The sequence below is a fragment of the Halomonas sp. KHS3 genome (assembly GCF_000830495.1).
Classification (GTDB): Bacteria; Pseudomonadota; Gammaproteobacteria; order Pseudomonadales; family Halomonadaceae; genus Vreelandella; species Vreelandella titanicae.
The window spans coordinates 1,003,986-1,017,092 of record NZ_JWHY01000002.1; the positions used below are offsets into that span (position 1 = coordinate 1,003,986).

The 13,107-nt window shown below is 56.1% G+C and carries 10 protein-coding genes; 8 read left to right on the plus strand and 2 right to left on the minus strand.

Annotation, left to right across the window (positions count from 1 at the left end):
* The first annotated feature begins 39 nt into the window (after window positions 1-39).
* The 6 genes from RO22_RS06775 (at window position 40) to RO22_RS06800 (ending at window position 7,580) form a co-directional block, all read left to right on the plus strand.
* On the plus strand, window positions 40-1,005 hold the full coding sequence (locus RO22_RS06775; RefSeq protein WP_041157891.1) for a TAXI family TRAP transporter solute-binding subunit: 966 nt from the start codon (window positions 40-42) through the stop codon (window positions 1,003-1,005).
* 21 nt (window positions 1,006-1,026) lie between these two features.
* The gene (locus tag RO22_RS06780; RefSeq protein WP_235270473.1) at window positions 1,027-2,937 is read left to right on the plus strand and encodes a TRAP transporter permease; all 1,911 of its coding nucleotides are present in this window, start codon (window positions 1,027-1,029) and stop codon (window positions 2,935-2,937) included.
* Entirely contained in the window at window positions 2,934-4,340 is a 1,407-nt protein-coding gene (locus tag RO22_RS06785) for an acyclic terpene utilization AtuA family protein (protein WP_041157893.1), read from the plus strand. The genes RO22_RS06780 and RO22_RS06785 overlap by 4 nt, the downstream gene beginning before the upstream one ends.
* Window positions 4,327-4,683 (plus strand): hypothetical protein, encoded by a 357-nt coding sequence (locus RO22_RS06790; protein ID WP_027959626.1) that lies wholly within the window; start codon window positions 4,327-4,329, stop codon window positions 4,681-4,683. Before RO22_RS06785 ends, RO22_RS06790 begins: the two co-directional genes overlap by 14 nt.
* A 137-nt stretch (window positions 4,684-4,820) precedes the next feature.
* Window positions 4,821-6,044 carry a YbfB/YjiJ family MFS transporter gene (locus RO22_RS06795; RefSeq protein WP_041157894.1) on the plus strand — a complete coding sequence of 408 codons (1,224 nt, stop codon included), beginning with the start codon at window positions 4,821-4,823 and terminating at the stop codon, window positions 6,042-6,044.
* Window positions 6,045-6,116: 72 nt separating this feature from the next.
* Entirely contained in the window at window positions 6,117-7,580 is a 1,464-nt protein-coding gene (locus RO22_RS06800) for a sodium-dependent transporter (RefSeq protein ID WP_041157895.1), read from the plus strand.
* Here the strand turns inward: RO22_RS06800 and RO22_RS06805 are convergent.
* Both RO22_RS06805 and RO22_RS06810 read right to left on the minus strand, forming a co-directional pair.
* Window positions 7,542-8,906, minus strand: coding sequence for a Y-family DNA polymerase (locus RO22_RS06805; RefSeq protein WP_035538499.1), 1,365 nt, complete (start codon window positions 8,904-8,906; stop codon window positions 7,542-7,544). The two genes, RO22_RS06800 and RO22_RS06805, sit on opposite strands and share 39 nt — an antisense overlap.
* Window positions 8,903-9,334 (minus strand): LexA family protein, encoded by a 432-nt coding sequence (locus tag RO22_RS06810; protein ID WP_022520377.1) that lies wholly within the window; start codon window positions 9,332-9,334, stop codon window positions 8,903-8,905. Before RO22_RS06810 ends, RO22_RS06805 begins: the two co-directional genes overlap by 4 nt.
* A 243-nt stretch (window positions 9,335-9,577) precedes the next feature.
* On the opposite strand from RO22_RS06810, the gene glyA reads away from it, so the two are divergent.
* Both glyA and RO22_RS06820 read left to right on the plus strand, forming a co-directional pair.
* Complete coding sequence (glyA, locus tag RO22_RS06815) at window positions 9,578-10,843, plus strand: serine hydroxymethyltransferase (RefSeq protein WP_041157896.1); 1,266 nt, start codon at window positions 9,578-9,580, stop codon at window positions 10,841-10,843.
* 496 nt (window positions 10,844-11,339) lie between these two features.
* Entirely contained in the window at window positions 11,340-13,106 is a 1,767-nt protein-coding gene (locus RO22_RS06820) for a type I secretion system permease/ATPase (RefSeq protein WP_041157897.1), read from the plus strand.
* Window position 13,107 lies beyond the last annotated feature (1 nt).

Sequence of the window (13,107 nt, forward strand, 5' to 3'; positions counted from 1 at the left end):
ACAATAACAATAGCTCGCTTTGCGAGCTTCGGAGACACAATGAAAACGCTACTTACTGCCATGGTGGCCAGTGCCACGGTGCTGGCCGCTGCTGCTACTCACGCTGATGAGCGCCTGTTGATTGGCTCTACCTCAAGCTCCTCCAGCCACTACAGCTATTTTGTGGCAGTCAATCAGATTATTAATAATCAAGTCGAAGGGATCAGTTCTTCGGTTGCCGAAACCGGTGCCACTGTGGATAACCTGCGCCGTTTAGGCCGCAACCAAATCGATATGGGCCTGGTGACCACCAATACGGGTTATCACGCCTACGCGGGCGAGGAGGATTTTGAAGGCCGCCCCGTCGATAACCGCCTGCTCTGGGTCTACACCGTGGCACCGCAGAATACCGTAATGCGCCAGGATGCAGGGGTGGAAACCTTCGCTGACTTAAATGGTGTGCGCTTCAATCCAGGCATTACGGGGTCAGCCACCGAGAAAACCACCGAAGCGGTAATGCGCGCACTTGGCATCGAACCGGATTATGTACGTGGATCCACCACCGATATGGTCGACGCCATGAAAGATGGCCGAGTGATGGGGTCGGTAAAATCGGGTGTCGGAGAACGCCTGGATGGCTCCTCCATGGATATCGCCACTTTCACACCGATTAGCGTGCTGTCGCTTGACCAAGAGCAGGCCGACACACTGCGCAGCGAAATGCCCGATGTGGCGATTGTCGATGTACCTGAAGGTGCTGCGGAGGGGATTCCTGCCTACACCACTTGGGCCTTTGGTGTGGCCGTGCATGCCCATCCGGATATGGATGAAGAAACCGCCTATCAAATCGTCAAAGCGGTGATGGAAAACCCAGAGCCGCAGGTTAACGCCTTCGCTGCCATGCAGGATGCGGATATGGCGAAGATGACCCTGGAGGTTGGCACCGTGCCACTGCATGCTGGCGCTGCGCGCTATTTCGAAGAGCAGGGGTATGACATCCCCGATGCCTTGCAGCCAGTCCAGTAAGGCCAATCGGAGAAGATGATCATGCGTGAGATACTCACCAAAGGCTTGGCACTCCTGTTGGGCGGGCTAATCCTGTATACCTCCGCCACTGGGCCTTTCGAGAGTTTGATTCAGCGGAGCATTTTTCTCGCGCTGGTCATCCTGCTAGGGCTTGCCGTTTATCCGTTAGGCGCAGGCAAGCGCTGGCGCCCGCTGGGTATCGCTATTGATGTGGTGCTGGCAGTGGGTGTGGTAGTTGCCTGCAGCTATGTGGCGCTTAACTACGAACAAATTCTGGTCGAACTACCCTGGGCAACGCCTCGGGATATGTTGCTGACCGGCGTACTGCTAGTGGCTATTTTGGAACTGTCACGCCGTGCCATCGGCGTGATCTTTCCACTGTTGGTGTTAGTGGGATTGGCCTATGCGTGGTTTGGAGCAGCCATTCCAGGGCCGCTCGGCCACCGTGGTTTTGATCTGTATTACATGACCGAAACCATCTACCTCGGCGATTTAGGCGTGTGGGGCATGCTGGTGGGTGTCGCCGCGACTACCATTGCCGCTTTCGTACTGTTCGGCTGTTTGCTGCTGCACACGGGGGGCGGTAATACCTTTATGGATCTGGCGCTGCGTATTAGCGGCCGCTCGCCGGGCGGTGCTGCCAAAGTGGCCACCGTGGCCTCTGGGCTATTCGGCATGGTCAGCGGCAGTGCGGTGGCCAATGTCGCCACCACGGGCAACTTCACCATTCCCATGATGAAGCGCTTGAACTACCCACGTCCCTTCGCGGCTGGGGTAGAAGCGGTGGCCTCGACCGGCGGCCAAATCGCACCGCCGATCCTGGGCGCTGCGGCATTTATCATGGCGGAAATCCTCGGTGAGAGTTACCTGCGTATCGCCTTGGCGGCTTTGTTGCCCGCGATCCTTTTCTACCTGGGGGTGTTTGTCACCATTCATCTCGTCGCCAAGCGCCGCCAACTGCAGGTAGTGCCTGACGATGAGCTGCCAAGCTGGTCAGACGTGATACGCCCTGAACGTATCATTCCCATTCTGGCTGCATTAGGCGGGCTGTTTTACGGCGTGCTTAGCGGCCGCTCGATTCAAATGTCGGCGTTCTACGGCATCTTGATGACCGTGCTAACGTTCGTGCCTTTTGCGCTGATGGCCAAGATGCCGCTGCGCGAGATCCTCGGCAAACTGGTGGCTGGTCTGGTCGATGCAGGCAAGGGCATGGTGATTATTGGCGTGCTGCTGGCCGGGGCGCAGATTCTGGTGGCGATGATTGGTATGACCGGCATCGGTGTGACCTTAGCCAGCTTGATCGTCACGGTGGGCGGAGAGTCGCTGTTCCTGGTCGCCTTTATCGTCGGCGGCGTGTGTCTGATTTTGGGCATGGGGATCCCGACCACGGCAGCGTATGTTCTGGTGGCATCAGTCCTGGCGCCTGCGCTCACCACCATCGGCGTTGAGCCGTTGATTGCCCACCTGTTCGTTTTCTACTTCGCCACCCTGTCTGTGATTACACCGCCCGTATGTATTGCGGTGTTCGTGGCCTCAGGCATTGCCGACACCAACTGGCTGCCTGCGGCGGTTGAATCAGTGCGCTTGGCGGCGGCTATCTATGTCATTCCCTTCCTACTGCTGATCTACCCGGCCTTGGCGGGGTTTGGTTCTGCTCTGGAGATCGTCTTGTCTAGTTGCCAAGGGGTCGTGTTCGTAATGGCGTTTGCTGCGCTGATGTCCCGGGTAGCCATGACAGGTAAGCGCGTTATCGATGTCGTGGGGCTGATCGCGGTAATTGGGCTGGCGCTGACGCCTGGATGGCTGACCACGCTGGCGGCGCTAGCCCTGATCATTGGGCTATTTATACGCCGCCGCTCGCTGTTGAGAGACGAGCAGGAGCCTGTCGTGGGCGACCACCACTCTCTTCAGGCCAAGGAGACACAGTTATGAGCTTTTTATTAGGCAGCGGGGCGGGTTTTTCCGGCGACCGTACCGATGCGGCCGTGGCGGTGGTGGCAGAGTTGATCAAGCGACAGCAGCCCTCCGCTTTAGTATTTGAAACCCTGGGTGAACGGACATTAGCGGCAGCCCACCACGCGATGCGTGATGATCCCAAAAGCGGGTTTGAACCGCTGTTAGACGAGCTGCTGGCGCCGGTGCTGCGCGACTGCCTGGATCACGACATTAAGATTTTAGGCAACTTTGGTGCGGCGAACCCCAGTGGTGCTTGTCAGGTAATTGCTGACTTGGCGACACAGCTTGGGCGCGGGGATGTCTGCATTGCCCAGGTGCATGGTGACGATATCCGTCAGCAGCTACATAGCTTGGACCTACAGCGCTGGGAGGCCGAGCGGCTGGATATGCCTAGCGATGACGCCCTGATTTCAGCCAATGTCTACCTGGGAGCCAAGGCGCTGGCTGAGGCGTTGGCCATGCAGGCGGATGTGGTGGTTACAGGCCGTGTTGCCGACCCGGCGCTGTTTTTAGCGCCGCTGATGCACCACTTCGATTGGCGTTGGGACGACTGGGATCGCCTGGCTTGCGGCATGATGGCGGGGCATTTGGCTGAGTGTGGCGCCCAGGTAAGCGGCGGCTACTTTGCCGATCCGGGTTTTAAAGACGTGCCGGGTCTCGCCACTGTGGGTTATCCGATTATTGAAGTGGAGCAGGATGGCAGCCTTATTATTTCCAAGCCTGCCAATACCGGCGGCTGTGTTACCGAGCAAACGGTGAAAGAACAGCTGCTTTACGAAGTGCATGACCCGGCGAATTATCTGACTCCGGATGTCACGGTGGATCTTTCCCACGCAGAGGTGCGTCAGTTGTCACCCAATCGCGTGGCGGTGACAGGAATTCGCGGCAAGCCTGCGCCTGAGCGGCTAAAAACCACCGTGTGCTATGAAGGCGGTTGGCAGGGCGAGGCGGAAATCTCCTATGCCGGCCCGAACGCCTTGGCACGAGCCCAGCTTGCAGCGCAGGTACTGCGTGAACGATTGGTGTTTCGAGCCCCTGCCGAGCTGCGTACCCGCTTGGATATCATTGGCTTGGCCAGCGTATTCGATAGCGATAGCGGTGAGCTGCAGCGTAGCGCTTCAGCGTCTGCCAGCGGCGATTATCGGCTGCGACTGGCGGCCGAGCACAGCGAGCGGCGCTGGGTAGCCCGCGCCACCCAGGAGCTATTGGCGCTTTATTGTGCCGGGCCTGCGGGCGGCGGCGGCGTGCGGCGTCAGTTTCAACGGCGAGTGTTTACGGCCTCATATTTGGTCAAACGTAGCGACGTTCATGCCCATGCCAGCCTGTTTGAAGCGTCGCCCCTCGGCGAACGTAGGAGTGAACGTTATGCTGCAAGCTGAACCCACGCAAACGGCGGTGCACCCGCATTCCTCGGTCACCCTTCATCAACTCGCCCATGCCCGTGCAGGTGATAAGGGCGAGCGGCTCAATGTGGCGTTATTTGCCTATGACCCAGACCACTACACCACCTTACTGGAGCAGGTAACCGAGGAGCGGGTGCTGGCGCTGTTTGCTCATCGTGGTGCCAGCCGAGTGCGGCGTTACCCTTTGCCTAATTTGGCGGGCATGAACTTCGTGATCGATGACGTGCTGCAGGGCGGCGTTAATGGCGCGCTCAACTTGGATGGGCATGGCAAGACGCTATCGTTTTTGCTGTTAAGCATGGAGGTTGATGCGAGCTAGGCCTTTTTAACCTCGCTCCTCGACTTAGGTGGTCATGACCCGCTGCCTGAAAGGCCTTACTATGACGATAAAATACGCACGCTAATTAACATAACGTCCGCTCAGTCGTCGTTAAAGAGCCGTTCAGGAGTAGCCCCATGACCGTCGCAACGCTAGGTGCCCAGCGCTTCAAAGTGCTGTTGGCGGGCGTTTTTAGCCAAATATTATGTGTTGGCATCGCGCGCTTTGCCTATACCCCATTGCTACCGGTCATGCAGCAGCAGACCTGGATGGGTGATGCCGATGGCGGCTGGCTGGCTGCGGTTAACTACGCGGGCTATATGCTGGGGGCCGTGCTGGCCGCCTCTATTCACAGTATTTATATCAAAGACACGCTATTTCGCTGCGGGTTAATCCTGGCGGTAATCACGACTGCGGGTATGGCGCTTACCGATCACTTCTGGGTTTGGGCGGGGTTGCGTTTTCTGGCGGGTCTTTCAAGCAGCGCTGCAATGCTATTAGCGTCAGGGCTGATTCTTCACTGGTTAATCCAACATCGCCAGCGCGGCGAGCTGGGAATTCATTTTGCCGGTTTGGGGCTAGGCATGATTGTCGCGGCGGTGGCAGTGGAGATGATGCTCCAGTTTTCCTTTAGCTGGCAGACCCAATGGTGGGGCTTTAGCCTGCTGGGTGCCGTGCTGCTGGTGCCTGCCTGGCGCTGGCTGCCGCGGCCGGAAAGGCCGCTAGAAGGGGCTCACGTGGCGAGTAGCCGAACCGCTACGCCGCCAACACGTACTTTTATGCGCTGGATGCTCGCCGCCTACTTTTGCGCCGGTTATGGCTATGTGATCAGCGCTACCTTCTTAGTTGCCATCGTTGAGCGTGAGCCGCTGCTGGCGGGGATGGGCAACTGGACGTTCGCTCTGGCCGGTTTAGCCGCCGCCCCAGCGGTGATGCTGTGGGATCTGGTCGCCCGTCGAGTGGGCTATTTAGGGGCGCTGATTCTCGCCATGGGGATTCAGGTAGTGGGGATCGTACTGCCTGCGATTACCGCGAACTCAGCAGTGGTACTGCTCAGTGCGGTGCTCTATGGCGGTACCTTCCTTGGTTGCGTCAGCCTTGTGCTGACCATGGCAGGTAGGCTCTATCCTTCCAGCCCCGCGCGGCTAATGGGGCAGATGACTCTGGCATACGGCGCCGCCCAGATATGCGCCCCGGCATTAACCGGTATGTTGGCTGAAACCTCTGGCCACTATGGTGTTGGGCTGTGGTTGGCGGGCGGTTTTGTAACGCTTGGCGCGGTGCTGCTGGCCTGTTTGCGCCGGGTCGATCAAACCGCTCAACGCCTGGATGCCGCCGCAAAAGCCATGGTGTACGCCTAGGAACTGGGGCCTAGTGGGCATTACCCTCGAAATCCTTTAGGATGAGCGCCTTTTTCTACGGGATATGGGCAAATGACCTCTTCTAGGCAACCTCGCACCCAATGGCTAGGCCGCTGGGGGTTTATGTTGGCGGCCACCGGTTCGGCGGTGGGGCTAGGCAATATCTGGAAATTCCCCTACATGACTGGGGAGTTTGGCGGCGGCGCCTTCGTGCTGGTCTATCTAACGTGCATCTTTGCCGTGGGTGTGCCGGTGATGATGGTCGAAATCGCGTTTGGTCGGCGGGGGCGTGGTAGCCCGGTGGATGCCATACGGCGCGTGGTCAATGAGTCTGGCCGTTCATCGGCCTGGTCGTTGATTGGTTGGATGGCCATGCTCTGCGGCTTTATGATCCTGTCGTTTTACGTGGTGGTGGCGGGCTGGTCGTTCTCGTATCTGTGGAAGATGCTGACCGGGGGGCTCGCGGGCAGCAGCGTTGATGAGATGGCCGCTGTGTTCGGGGCCAATAACGCCAATCCGCTGAACCTCGGTTTCTGGAGCACCCTGGTTACGCTGGCCACCATGTTGATCGTGGGTAAAGGCGTGCAGCAGGGAATCGAGAAGAGCGTTAGCTGGATGATGCCGGGGCTGGTGATCATGCTGGTGGTGTTGATTGGCTTTGGTATGTTTTCCGGTGGCTTTGGCGCTGCGGTTAACTTTCTGTTCTCCTTCAATGCGGGCAGCCTCTCTAGCGAAGGTCTTCTGGCAGCGCTGGGTCATGCGTTTTTCACCCTCTCGCTGGCCTCTGGGGCGATTCTGACCTATGGCAGCTACTTGCCTAAAGACGCTTCTATTGGCCGCACCACGGTGAGTGTGGCGGTGGCGGATACCGTTGTTGCCTTGATGGCGGGGCTTGCGATCTTCCCGGTTATTTTCGCCAATGGCATGAACCCCGGCGAAGGCCCTGGGCTAATTTTTATGAGCCTGCCGTTGGCCTTCCAGGCGATGCCGCTGGGCACCCTGTTTGGCATTCTCTTCTTCCTGATGCTCTCTATGGCAGCGCTGACCTCTTCGATCTCTATGGTCGAAGCCACGGTTTCCTGGCTGTGCGACAACAAAGGTATCTCGCGTTCGGCAGCCGCCTGGGGCACCGGTATTGTGCTGTGGTTGATTAGCACACTGGCGATGCTGTCGTTTAACCTGGGCGCGGATTGGACACTGGCCGGTAAGAACTTCTTTGACTGGCTGGATTATTTAACCTCGCGCTGGATGATGCCGTTGGGTGGTCTGGGCACGGTAGTGGTAGCGGGGTTTGTGCTGAAAAGCGAGACCTTCCGCGACGAGCTGGGGCTTGCCCCCTTGCCTTATGCGCTGTGGCTGACCATGGTGCGCTACGTTAGCCCGCTGGGCATTGTGGTGATTTTTGTCGACGCGCTGGGCGTTTATCAGGTCTCGTTTGCGGCTCACTGGCCCTGGTTGCTGGGGATTCTGTTTGCCATGGTCGCGCTTGGAGAAACCTTAAGCCCGCGGCTGCGTACTGCGCTTAGCGCTGGTTAACGCCTGCTGTTTTTTCTGCTTCTCTTTCTGCTTTGCCTCGGCGGCGGCGACTGCGCCGGGGTGAGTGCCCACTTTCATCAACTCGTCCCAGCGCGTGGTATAGCGGTCTGAGCGGTGGGCGCAGCGCAGTTGCCAAGCAGCAGGGGCATCCGTCATACCAAAGCTGATAGTGCCTTGCCCCATGCGCTGGTTGATCTGATCCACGGTTGCCATTAAAAACGGATGGCGATCACGGACTGGCGGATGCAGCAGCGAAAGCTGGTGCTGCTCTGCATCCACTAAATCCAGCAGCATCACGCCAGCTTTCATGAACTGGTAGCGGGGGCGATGAATCTGCTCAAGGCCTTGGCGTACGGCATCAAGGATCACCCGGGTATCGTCGCTGGGTGAGGGCAGGGCGATCAGCGCCTGCGGGAAGTATTGCAACTGATCGCGGCGATGACGGTTAGTGTTGAGAAATACCATCACCGCACGAGCTAAGCTACGTTGCTCGCGAAGTTTTTCAGCGCTGCGCTGGGCGTGGCGCCGCAGTGCATTATGTACTTCTGCAAAAACGCCGGTGGGCTGGCCGAAAGAGCGCGAGGTCATAATGCGTTGGCGCGGTTGATCCAGGGCGTTCATCTCCATACAAGGCGTGCCACGCAGCTCGAGCGCGGTGCGCGCCAGCACCACAGAGAAGCGCTTGCGCAACTGCTTGTCGTCGCTTTGACGCAAGTCCCAAGCGGTGGTCACGCCGCCAATCGCTAAGCGCCCGGCAAGCCGATGGCCGACGCCCCACACGCTGCCCACCGGCGTACGTTTGAGCAGCGCCTGCGTCGTGTGATCTTGTCCATTAAGCAGGCAAACGCCTTGGTAATGTGGGTCTTGCTTGGCAAGGTGATTGGCTAATTTGGCGAGCGTGTGGGTGGGTGCCAGCCCAACACACACCGGTAACCCTAAATGGCGGCGAATACGATGGTGCAATTCTCGCCCCAGCCTCTCACACTGCTCTGTGGTTAATCCTTCCAGGTAGACGAACATTTCATCTATTGAGTAGGGCGCAATTGCAGGGCAGGCATCGCGTAGTAGTTGGGTCAGCCGTGCCGACATATCTCCGTAGAGTTCATAGTTAGACGACAGCAGGTGGATCTCGCCGCGCTGACGCATTTCTTCAAGCTTGAAGGCAGGCGCACCCATAGGGATACCCAGCGCTTTTAACTCGGCGGAGCGGGCGATGACACAGCCGTCGTTGTTCGACATTACCCCCACGGGCCTACCTTCCAGCTTGGGCTGAAAAACCCGCTCGCAGCTGACGTAGAAGTTGTTGGCATCGACTAGACCGATCATCGCAAGTACTCGTGCACGACGGCGCGCACTACCCCCCATAGCTGGCAGTCGCTGCCTTCAAGTGGCAGTGGCGGATAGTTAGGATGTGTTGAGCACAGGTGCGGCGTTCCCCGATAGAGCGCATAGCGTTTAATTAGCGCCTCGCCCTCTAGCATAGCGACCAGAATATGTCCCAGTTGCGGTTCAATACTGCGATCAACCACCAGCAAATCACCCTCAAAAATTCCCCAACCCTCCATGCTGTCGCCGGTGGCGGTGACATAAAACGTCTCAGTAGGGTTTTTAACCAGCCGTGTGTTGAGATCCAGCGTGCATGGCTCGTAATCCTGGGCTGGCGAAGGAAAGCCACTAAAACCAGCGCGGCCACAAGGCTGCGGCTGAGAGGTTAACGGCAAGGCAGGGGTAAAGTGAGAAGACTGGCCCGGCATCGTCGGCATCCTGGTGCTTAAAATATTGTATAAATATACAGTATTTTGCATGGCGAAGGAAAACGCAAATTGACGCCCCCTGAGATCGCTTCACGGTGTTCGCGATGATACTCCCTCTGTCATTACATGAATCACGCTCATGCAAGACCTGACGAGGATGCGATGAAAGTCGCGTCAGGCTGCGTTATGATAGCGCCCTCGCTTCTTCCATGATGACCCTTTCTCGTTACGAGGTTCCCGCCGATGTTCAGCCGCGATATGACAATTGCCGGATTTGATGATGTGCTGTTTGATGCCATGCAGAAAGAAGTGGAGCGCCAAGAGGCCCACATCGAACTGATCGCTTCCGAAAACTACGCCAGCCCCCGCGTACTCGAAGCTCAGGGCAGCCAACTGACCAATAAATACGCTGAGGGCTACCCCGGTAAGCGCTACTACGGCGGCTGTGAGTTCGTCGATATCGCTGAAAACCTGGCCATTGATTACGCCAAAGAGCTGTTCGGCGCCACCTACGTTAATGTTCAGCCCCACTCAGGCTCGCAAGCCAACAGCGCGGTGTTCCAAGCGCTGGTTAAGCCAGGCGATACCATTTTAGGCATGAGCCTGGATGCGGGCGGCCACCTGACCCATGGTGCCAAGCCTAATTTTTCCGGCAAGCACTACAACGCCATTCAGTACGGTCTGGATGAGCAGGGGTTAATTGATTACGCTCAAGTGGCCCAGCTTGCTCGCGAGCACAAGCCCAAAATGATCATCGCCGGCTTCTCAGCCTATTCACAAATTGTTGATTGGGCCAAGTTCCGTGAAATCGCCGATGAAGTAGGCGCTTACTTACTCGTTGATATGGCCCACGTCTCTGGTCTGGTTGCGGCGGGCGTTTACCCTAGCCCCTTGCCCCATGCCCACGTGGTCACCTCCACTACCCACAAAACCCTACGCGGCCCACGTAGTGGCGTGATTCTCTCAGCGGAAAACGACGCTGATATCGAGAAAAAGCTGCAATCAGCGGTTTTCCCCGGCGGCCAGGGTGGCCCCTTGATGCACGTAATCGCCGCCAAAGCGATCTGTTTCAAAGAGGCTATGGAACCCGAGTTCAAAACCTATCAGCAGCAGGTAGTTAAGAACGCTCAGGCAATGGCCAAGGTGTTTATTGATCGCGGTTACGACATCGTCTCTGGTGGTACCGAAGACCACCTCTTCCTGCTTTCGCTGATCAAGCAGGGCGTAACGGGCAAAGATGCCGATGCTGCTTTGGGTCGTGCCCACATCACCGTGAACAAGAACGCCGTTCCTAACGACCCGCAAAGCCCGTTTGTCACCTCTGGCCTGCGTATTGGCACCCCGGCAGTGACCACGCGCGGTTTCAGTGAACAAGAGTGTAGTACGTTGGCAGGTTGGATCTGTGACATTCTGGACGTACTGGCCAAGGGTGAAGACACCAGCGCCATCGAAACCCAGGTGTTGGATAAAGTGGCCGAGGTTTGTGCGCGGCTTCCGGTTTATAAATAAGCAGCTGTAACCATTCTCCTTGGCAAAGGATAGCCACAAAGAACGGGCGGCCGTTAGGGTCGCCCGTTTTTTTGTGGCTTAACGGTAATGCTAGCTAGGGTTTCCGAGAGCTGCCAATCTTTGCTTGCGTCGAGGTTAGTACTTGAAATGTGGACAAACTGTAGAAGTGTGAGTGCACAGGTCAGTCTGATATCTTGGTTGAACTTGACTTACGCAAATGTGCTCGAATGGTCTTCAGGCTCGGCTGGCCTATTGTGCTAGCTCAATGAGTTAGTAAGCGATCCAGAACGGGATGTCATTCTGATTGGCTTAGCAGGGTTAGGGGGAGTATGATGCTGCTTGGCTAACTAAATGGTCTAAACTAGTTGGATAATCATGGACTTACCTGATCCCCATGACCAGTGCTCTCAACGCCCCTACCCTAGACAGGGGCGTTTCTGTTATGCTGCCGCGATTAATCTTCGCGTGACTTCTTTGATTCAACGGTGACCCTTCCATGGCAAAGCAACAGGAAGCAACGGATCTGCAGCGTGCATTAAGCGCCTGTAAAGGTTCGTTTGTATCGGTGGGCTTTTTTAGCATGTTTGTTAACCTGCTGATGCTTGTTCCTCCGATGTATATGCTCCAGGTGTACGATCGCGTCCTCAGCACGCAAAGTCTCGACACTCTGATTATGTTGACGCTCGTCGTCGTGTTCTTATTTTTGGTGATGGGGGGGCTCGAACTTGTTAGGTCAAGGATGTTGGTTAGGATTGGTAACCGCTTAGATACCACTATCAACCAGCGGCTTTATAGTGCCATGTTCCGACGCAGTTTAGTCGCGCAGGGATCCCAAAGCGCTCAGCCTCTCAATGATTTGACTAGTTTGAGGCAATTTCTAACTGGTAACGGTTTATTTGCTTTCTTTGACGCCCCATGGGTGCCCATTTATTTGGGTATTTTGTTTATTTTCCATCCATGGCTTGGGGTATTTGCTACTTGTGCTGGCATTATTTTATTCGCGCTGGCGGTGGCTAACGAAAAATCTACTAAGAACCTGCTAGCTGAAGCTAATAGCGAGCAGATTCAAGCGCAAAATCTGGCTAATTCTAATTTAAGGAATTCAGAAGTGCTGCATGCTATGGGCATGCTCCCTGGGATTATGGGGCGTTGGTCAAAGCGCCACCATGAATTTCTTGCTAAACAGTCACAAGCTAGTGATCGTGCAGGCGCATTGACGAATACGTCTAAAGTAATGCGCTTACTGTTTCAGTCATTAATTCTTGGTCTAGGTGCTTTATTAGTACTCGAAGGTGAAATGTCCCCAGGTATGATGATTGCAGGTTCTATCCTTATGGGGCGGGCGTTGGCTCCAATTGACCAAATGATAGGCGGATGGAAGGGGTTTGTATCCGCGCGTGGTGCCTATAGCAGGTTAAATGAGCTACTGACGCAAATACCCGATGAACAGCGCCACATGTCATTGCCGCCTCCCCAAGGGGTTGTGGATGTTGAAAACGTTGCTGCTGCTCCTCCCGGAAGCCGTATGGCGACCATTCGTGGTATTAATTTTAGTGTCGCGAAAGGTGAGCATATCGGCATTATCGGCCCCAGCGCTGCAGGCAAATCAACGCTCGCTCGTGTATTGCTGGGCATATGGCCGACTCAAGTGGGCGATGTACGGCTTGATGGTGGGGAAATTAATCAATATAACCGTGATGAGCTCGGCCCCTTTATTGGTTACCTACCACAAGATATCGAGCTGTTTGATGGCACTATCAGTGAAAATATCGCCCGCTTTGGCAATGTCGATCCAGGAAAAGTTGTTACAGCTGCTAAAAAAGCGGGCGTTCATGAAATGGTATTGGAGCTCTCTAATGGTTACGACACCATTATTGGTTCTAACAGCGGGGCGCTCTCTGGTGGTCAGCGTCAGCGCCTAGGTTTAGCACGTGCTTTATACGGTAATCCTGTCTTCGTGGTTTTAGATGAACCCAATGCAAACTTAGATGATGCTGGTGAGCGAGCGCTAAGCCAGGCAATCGCTCAATTAAAGGCTGAAGGCACAACGTTGTTTGTAATAAGTCATCGAACCAGCGTACTAAAAAATATGGATAAGCTACTGGTCATGAAAGAAGGTCAAATGAATATGTTTGGCCCTCGAGATGAAGTGCTTGCCCAGTTCGCTAAAAAATCACGCCCCCAGGTGAACCAGCAAAGCGCTGCCCGTCTTTCTGCCATAGCAGGCGGTCGTGGTGCTGGAAATGGCAATGAGGAGTCGTAAT